At 66.2% G+C, this 6,361-nt stretch carries 5 protein-coding genes and 2 pseudogenes; 3 read left to right on the forward strand and 4 right to left on the reverse strand.

What is annotated here, in order from left to right; all coding sequences use genetic code 11:
- Together SB4_RS18220 and SB4_RS18225 are read right to left on the reverse strand one after the other, a co-directional pair.
- Positions 1-232, reverse strand: a pseudogene (locus SB4_RS18220) (MFS transporter); the annotation flags it as partial.
- 145 nt (positions 233-377) lie between these two features.
- Positions 378-695 (reverse strand): metalloregulator ArsR/SmtB family transcription factor, encoded by a 318-nt coding sequence (locus SB4_RS18225; RefSeq protein WP_058715448.1) that lies wholly within the window; start codon positions 693-695, stop codon positions 378-380.
- 84 nt (positions 696-779) lie between these two features.
- Here SB4_RS18225 and SB4_RS18230 point away from each other — a divergent pair, with 84 nt between their 5' ends.
- Positions 780-1,700 carry an acyl-CoA desaturase gene (locus SB4_RS18230; protein ID WP_058753696.1) on the forward strand — a complete coding sequence of 307 codons (921 nt, stop codon included), beginning with the start codon at positions 780-782 and terminating at the stop codon, positions 1,698-1,700.
- Between the two features lie 53 nt (positions 1,701-1,753).
- Positions 1,754-1,912: a hypothetical protein gene (locus SB4_RS20150; RefSeq protein WP_193753884.1), complete on the forward strand. Its 159-nt coding sequence runs from the start codon at positions 1,754-1,756 to the stop codon at positions 1,910-1,912.
- A 289-nt stretch (positions 1,913-2,201) separates the two neighbouring features.
- On the opposite strand, the gene SB4_RS18235 is transcribed toward SB4_RS20150, so the two are convergent.
- Positions 2,202-4,469, reverse strand: a complete 2,268-nt coding sequence (locus tag SB4_RS18235; protein ID WP_241488693.1) for a S9 family peptidase — start codon at positions 4,467-4,469, stop codon at positions 2,202-2,204.
- Between the two features lie 175 nt (positions 4,470-4,644).
- On the opposite strand from SB4_RS18235, the gene SB4_RS18240 reads away from it, so the two are divergent.
- On the forward strand, positions 4,645-6,006 hold the full coding sequence (locus tag SB4_RS18240) for an FAD/NAD(P)-binding protein (protein WP_058753698.1): 1,362 nt from the start codon (positions 4,645-4,647) through the stop codon (positions 6,004-6,006).
- 123 nt (positions 6,007-6,129) lie between these two features.
- Here the strand turns inward: SB4_RS18240 and SB4_RS18245 are convergent.
- Positions 6,130-6,361: pseudogene (locus SB4_RS18245) on the reverse strand (tryptophan halogenase); the annotation flags it as partial.

Below are 6,361 nucleotides of genomic sequence, written 5' to 3' on the forward strand. Positions count from 1 at the left end.
CGCCGTTCAGCGGCTGGATCAGCAGCCCCGTCATCGGCCCGGCCAGCTGAAGCAGCGGAATCTGCGCCTCTGACGCACCCAGATAGCTGTAGATCGGGGCCATGTTGCCCTGCTGCAGCCCGAAACTGAACTGCAGGCCGAGAAAGCCCAGATTCATCTCCAGGATGCGGACCAGCGACAGGCGCGGCTTGAACGGAGCGGCGTGGCCGGCGGCGGGGGTGGACGGGGTCATGCGGGTCCTCTCGCACGCGGGGGTGGGCCATGGTCTGTCGCTGGCTTGCCGCGTCGAGGGGTATCATGGAGTGGTCGAACAACAATTGCAACAAACGATTGCAATGGCGTTGATGAGTCCGAGTTAGCGCCGTCCAGCGAAGGAGTTAGGGCTGCTTGCCGTCCTTCTGCGCCAAGGCGGCGCTCTCGCGCTTGAGCGGACGCGCGACCGGGCAGACCTCCTGCACGAATCCATGCAGTGTATTGGTCAGGCTTTCCGGCACCAGCCGGTAGAAGACGAATTGGCCACGCTTCTCGCTGGTGACGAGCCCGGCCGATTCCAGGATCGACAGATGCTGGGAAATGGATGGTTTGGCCATGTCAAAGCGCGAGGCGATCTCGCCCGCGCTCAACTCGGCATGGGACAGATAGGCCAGGATGCGGCGGCGGGCCGGATTGGCGAGAGCCTCGAACACACGTTGCATGGATAAGCATTTAGGCATTTCGCTAACCGTTGACAAATATGGTTCGGCATTTAGGAATATACCTAATTATATAAGGAGCGCTGCATGACCTGTCGTTCGACGATCCGGATGATCGCCTTGCCCGACAGCGATGCGCGAGAGGGAAGGGTGCGATGGGCACCGGTGCGGTCGCTCTGGATGATCGGCATGACCGGATCGGCGCTGGTGCTGGCCCCATTGTTTGTCACGCTGGGCGCGGTGCTGCTGTGGCTTTTGACCTCGGTTGTGACGCTGTGCCTGGGCCATTCGATCGGCCTGCACCGGCTGCTGATCCATCGCAGCTTTACGGCACCGCTCTGGTTCGAGCGGGTGCTGGTCTATCTGGGCACACTGGTCGGGATGGCGGGGCCGCTGGGCATGGTGCGGCTGCACGATATGCGCGACTGGGCGCAGCGGCAGGTGGAATGTCACGATCTGCACGCCCATCGGGCACCTTTGCTGCATGATGCTTGGTGGCAGATGCACTGTCGGCTCGATCTCGCCCATCCGCCGTGTTTCGAGCCTGAGGCGCGGTTGCGCGACGACCGTTTCCTGATTTGGCTGGAGCGGAGCTGGATGGCGCAGCAACTGCCCTGGGCCGTGTTGTTTCTTTGGCTGGGGGGCTTGCCTTGGCTGGTCTGGGGCGTGCCGGTACGGGTGACGGTCGGCGTCACCGGGCATTGGTTGGTCGGTCACATCACCCACAGGCGCGGCCCGCAGGGCTGGAGCGTCGATGATGTCGCGGTACAAGGCCATGATCTTCCCGCCGCCGCGCTCATTACCTTTGGCGAGGCATGGCATGGAAACCATCATGCCTGGCCGGATTCCGCGCGGCTTGGGATAGAGCCTGGCCAGCCTGATCCGGGTTGGTGGGTGCTGCTGGGGCTGCGCCGCATCGGGCTGGTCCGCGATCTGAAGGAGCCGTCGATGCTGGCCCCGCGTGACGGGTTGCGTCGGGTGGCAGGGAGTAGCGCGGCGGCAGTTTAGCGTCGTTGGGCCGGGCGGCGGTTCGAGCCAAGATCGGGGATGGGAGATTGCCGATGTTAATGATCATGATGGGCGCGCTCATGATGCGGATCGACGCGCCTCTGGCACCGCTGAGTGACGCCTGCGAGATCGGTCGCTTGGCCGTCGCGGACTACGCCCAGCCGAGTCTGGCGAGACCTATCTGGAAGTCGACCCCGCGCACAGCGAGCTGATGAAAATTTGCCCGGCGCTCGGGCAGCAACTTCCCCGGGGGTATCGCGGTCGCAAATGCCCGTGCGCGTTCCAACGCGACGGGCAAAGGACCATGGCGGGGTGCGCGCGCTACGGTATACACGATCGAAGTACCTCGGCTGGTCGCGGATCGCGATCATGCGGCTGCGGAGGTGTGGCTCCGATGCGGCGGACCGTGCGGACGTGGCCATATCCGCTTTTACGTCCGCACGACCAAGGGCTGGCGTCGGGACGGAAAGCCGACGCCCTCTTGGGCTTCCTGAGCCCGGCTCACCGCCCGCCGGGCGGCAGGTTGGTCTCCAGATACCGCGTCATCAGCGAATAGAGGTGGATGCTGGTATTTTCGCCCTCATAGATGCCGTGGCTACGGTCTGGGTACGCCATCATCGTGAACGGCTTGTTGAAGTGGATCAGCCGGTCCACCAGCTGGTCCTGGTTCTGGTAGTGGACATTGTCGTCCAGCGTACCGTGGATCAGCAGCAGGTTGCCCTTCAGCCGGTCGGCGAAGGTGATCGGCGAGCCGTTCTTATATCCTTCCGCATTATCCTGCGGCAGGCCCATGTAGCGCTCCTGATAGATGGTATCGTAGAGCTTCATGTCGGTCGGCCCCGCCACCGCGATGCCGGTCTTGTAGAGGTCGGGGTAGCGGAACAGCGCGTTCTGGGTCATCGCGCCGCCGCCGCTCCAGCCCCAGATGCCGATCCGGGCAGGGTCGATATAGGGCCGTGTCGCCAGCATCTTCTGCACGCCTGCCGCATAATCGGCCGAGGCGAGGATGCCGACCTGGCGATAGATGATCTTGCGCCAGTCGTGCCCTCGCGGGGTGGCGGTGCCGCGCGGGTCGAGGCTGGCGACCAGATAGCCCTTTTGCGCCAGCATCCGGTGCCACAGCCCTTGCGACCCCGCCCAGCGGTCAGCGACCGTCTGACCCCAGGGTTCGCCATAGACGAAATAGAGGATCGGATAGCGCTTGGCCGGATCGAAGCCCGGCGGCTTGATGAGCCAGCCGTCCAGCTGCGTGCCGCCGCCGATATCGACGCGGAAGAACTCGGTCGCGGGCAGGCCTGTGTCCTTCACCAGCTTGGCCAGCGGCGCGTTCGCGGCCAGCGTGCGCAGCGGCTGCTGGCGGGTCATGTCGAGCATGTCGGTGACCGGCGGCGCGTCGAAGCGCGACACGGTGTGCAGCGCCCAATGCTCGCCCGGTGCGATGTCATAGCTGTGCGTGCCCGGCTGGTTTGCGGGCGTCAGCCGCTCGACCTTTGGCGTACCCGACAGGGTGGTGCGGTAAAGGTAACGCTGGGTCGGGTTGTCGGGTGAGGCGATGAACCAGGCATAGCCCGCCTTTTCATCGAGGTTCAGCAACTCGACCACGTCGAACTTGCCCGGCGTGCGGAGCGTCGCGCGGCCGCTCGCGCGGTCGATGGTGTAGAGGTGCCGCCAGCCGTCGCGCTCGGACAGCCAGGTGAAGCTGCGCCCGCCGTTCAGCCATTCGGGGGCGACGTTGGCCTCGACCCAGGCGGCGTCCTTCTCGACCATGATCGGCTTGACCGCGCCGGTCGCGGGATCGCCGAGCAGGACGTTGTAGCTGTTCTGGAGCCGATTGGACTGCTGGATGAACAGCGCGTCGGGGCCGCCCGCCCAGCTGATCTGCGGCACGTAATTCTGGCGCGGATCGCCCGCCAGCTTGAACCAGCGGGTCGCGCCGTCGGCCACATCGATCACGCCGGTCGTGACCGCCGAGTTGGTCGTCCCCGCCTTGGGATATTGCAGCGGGATCACCTGCGAATATTGTCCGCCGGTGTTCTTGATCATGTCGAAGGTGCCGACACCCTTCGTGTCGAAGCGCAAGAAGGCGATGCGCTTGGAATCCGGGCTCCACTCGAACGCGCGGTGGACCGAGAACTCCTCCTCATACACCCAGTCGGCCAGGCCGTTGACGACATAATCGTCACCGTCCCTGGTCAGCGCGACGGGGGCACCGCCCGCGATCGGTTCGACATAGATGTTGTTGGCGCGGACATAGGCGATGCGGCTGCTGTCGGGCGAGACGGTGGCGTAGAGCAGGGTCGAGGGCGCGGCGTCCGGCCCGACCTTGTGCAGGCGGCGGTTGGCGACGTCGTATAGCCAGTAATCGGACAGCGCGTTGGTGCGGCGGAAACGTTGGCCATTGGTCTGGATCAGCAGCCATTTGTCGTCGGGTGACCATTCATAGCTGTCGATGGTGATCGGCGCGCTGGCCCCCGGTGGGACCAGATCGGCGGCGGCGATCACCACCTGGCGCTGGCCGTCGGCGATGCGATAGCGGACGATATCCTGCCCGCCCTTGGGCCCGTTTTCGAGGGCGAGATAGCTTTCGCCGTCCTTGGTCCAACGGCTGGAGCGCACCGATTCCGTGCGCACGGCGCCCCGGCCGAAAATCCCCTCGACCGACAAAGTGCCGGAGGGCTGGGCGGGGGAGCTGGCCGATGCGGGTTCGGACGGCGGTGTCGGCACGGGCGTCTGCGCCATCAGCGGCGTCGCCAGCGCGATCGAGGACATGGAAACCAAAAGCCCGGAAATTCGCCAGCACGACCGCATCGACCCACCCACGCGTGAATTGCAAAGGAGCAGCGTAACGACGCGCTTGAAAATCGTATACCGAAATCTTCGTGGCGATCGTTTCCGATGCGACTAAAGGATGGCGGACCGGCGATCAGGAAAGGACGACTGGCAGATGACGGCAGGGATCGAGCATGTCGCGATCATCGGCGGCGGCTTTGCGGGCACGTTGCTGGCCATCAATCTGGTCCGCCATGGCGGCCCGCGCGCGACGCTGATCGAGCGGCGGGCCAACCAGCTGGCGCGGGGCGTCGCCTATAGCGCGGCGCATGCCGAGCATTTGCTGAACGTGCGGGCGGGCAATATGAGCGCGCTGCGCGATGATCCCGACCATTTCGTTCGCTGGCTGGTGGCGCGCGGGGCGGGGGATGCCAAGACCTTCGTGCCGCGCCGGGTCTATGGCGACTATCTGCGCGACCTGTTGATGGAGACGATCGCGGCGGACCCGGCCCGACTGACCCTGGCGAGCGGCGAGGTGGTGGCGTTGGAGCGGGAGGGTGTCGGATATCGCCTGCGGATGGCGGAGGGCGAGGGGTTGGCGGCCGATGCGGTGGTGCTGGCGCTGGGCAACCTGCCGCCACACACGCCGCCGGGGATCGATCCGGCGCTGCTGGCGGAAGGCTGTTATCGCGAGGACCCGTGGGCGGGTGATATCGCCGAAGGGCTGGGCGAGGACGACCGCGTGCTGCTGGTCGGCAGCGGGCTGACCGCGATCGATGCGGCGTTGCTGCTGGATGCCAGCGGCTTTGGCGGCCGGACCATCGCGATTTCGCGCCGGGGGCTCGCGCCGCGCCGCCATGCCGACGCGCCGCCCTTTGCCCCGTTGCGCGAGCGGCCTGCCGCCAGCCTGTCGGCGCTGGTCCGCCATGTCCGCTGTGCGGCGCAGGAACAGGGCTGGCGCGGTGCGGTCGATGCGCTTCGCCCGGTGACGCAGATGATGTGGGGCGCGGCGGACGGCGCGACGCGGGCGCGGTTCCTGCGGCATGTGCGGCCCTATTGGGACGTGCACCGCCACCGCCTCGCACCTTCGGTCGCGGACCGGGTGGACGGGCTGGTCGAGACCAGGCGGCTGTCGATCGCGGGCGGCAAGCTGGTCCGGGTCGAGCCGGACGGGCAGGGGGCCTTGGTCCATTGGCGGCCGCGCGGGAGCGATGGCGTCGAGACCTTGCGGGTCGCGCGGATCGTCAACTGCACCGGGCCGCAAGGTGATCTTCTCCGCTCGCGCGAGCCGCTGATCCGACAGTTGATCGGTGAGGGGATGATCCGCCCGGATGCGCTCCGCATCGGACTGGAAGTCGATGCGCAGAGCCATGTCGTGGCGGCGGACGGCGGCGTGGACGACCGGCTTTATTGCATCGGCCCGATGACGCGCGGCGGGCTGTGGGAGGTGGTGGCGGTGCCAGACCTGCGACAGCAGAATTGGGAGCTCGCGCGGCGATTGGCGCATGCGCAATGGGTCGGGGGCGAGGGGCTTTAATAATTCCTCCCCTGGAAGGGGAGGGGGACCATGCGTAGCATGGTGGGGGGGTGTAACCCTATCGAGAGCGGGACACCCCTCCGTCATGCCTTCGGCCTGCCACCTCCCCTGCAAGGGGAGGAATTATTGCGTCGCTCCGATCTTCTTCAACCAATCGCCATGGGTCGGCATCGACTCCGCCATTTGCCCGATCGCGCCGGCCAGTTTTGCCACGAAACCACGGCTCTGCGCGGGATCGCCATAAGCCAGTAGCGGGTCCAGCCCTTCGGGCATGTTGAACTGCCCGATATGCACCGCGGCCCAGCTAGCTGGGCCGAACAGGTCCATGTCTCGCGCGACCAGCCGTCCGGCGGAG

It is taken from the genome of Sphingomonas sanguinis (assembly GCF_001476905.1).
Classification (GTDB): Bacteria; Pseudomonadota; Alphaproteobacteria; order Sphingomonadales; family Sphingomonadaceae; genus Sphingomonas; species Sphingomonas sanguinis_B.

Excerpts from the sequence above, each read along its gene's own strand:
- SB4_RS18240 (WP_058753698.1), top strand. The coding sequence starts at position 4,645 with ATGACGGCAGGGATCGAGCATGTCGCGATCATCGGCGGCGGCTTTGCG.
- SB4_RS18235 (WP_241488693.1), bottom strand. The coding sequence starts at position 4,469 with ATGTCCTCGATCGCGCTGGCGACGCCGCTGATGGCGCAGACGCCCGTG.
- SB4_RS20150 (WP_193753884.1), top strand. The coding sequence starts at position 1,754 with ATGTTAATGATCATGATGGGCGCGCTCATGATGCGGATCGACGCGCCT.
- SB4_RS18225 (WP_058715448.1), bottom strand. The coding sequence starts at position 695 with ATGCAACGTGTGTTCGAGGCTCTCGCCAATCCGGCCCGCCGCCGCATC.
- SB4_RS18230 (WP_058753696.1), top strand. The coding sequence starts at position 780 with ATGACCTGTCGTTCGACGATCCGGATGATCGCCTTGCCCGACAGCGAT.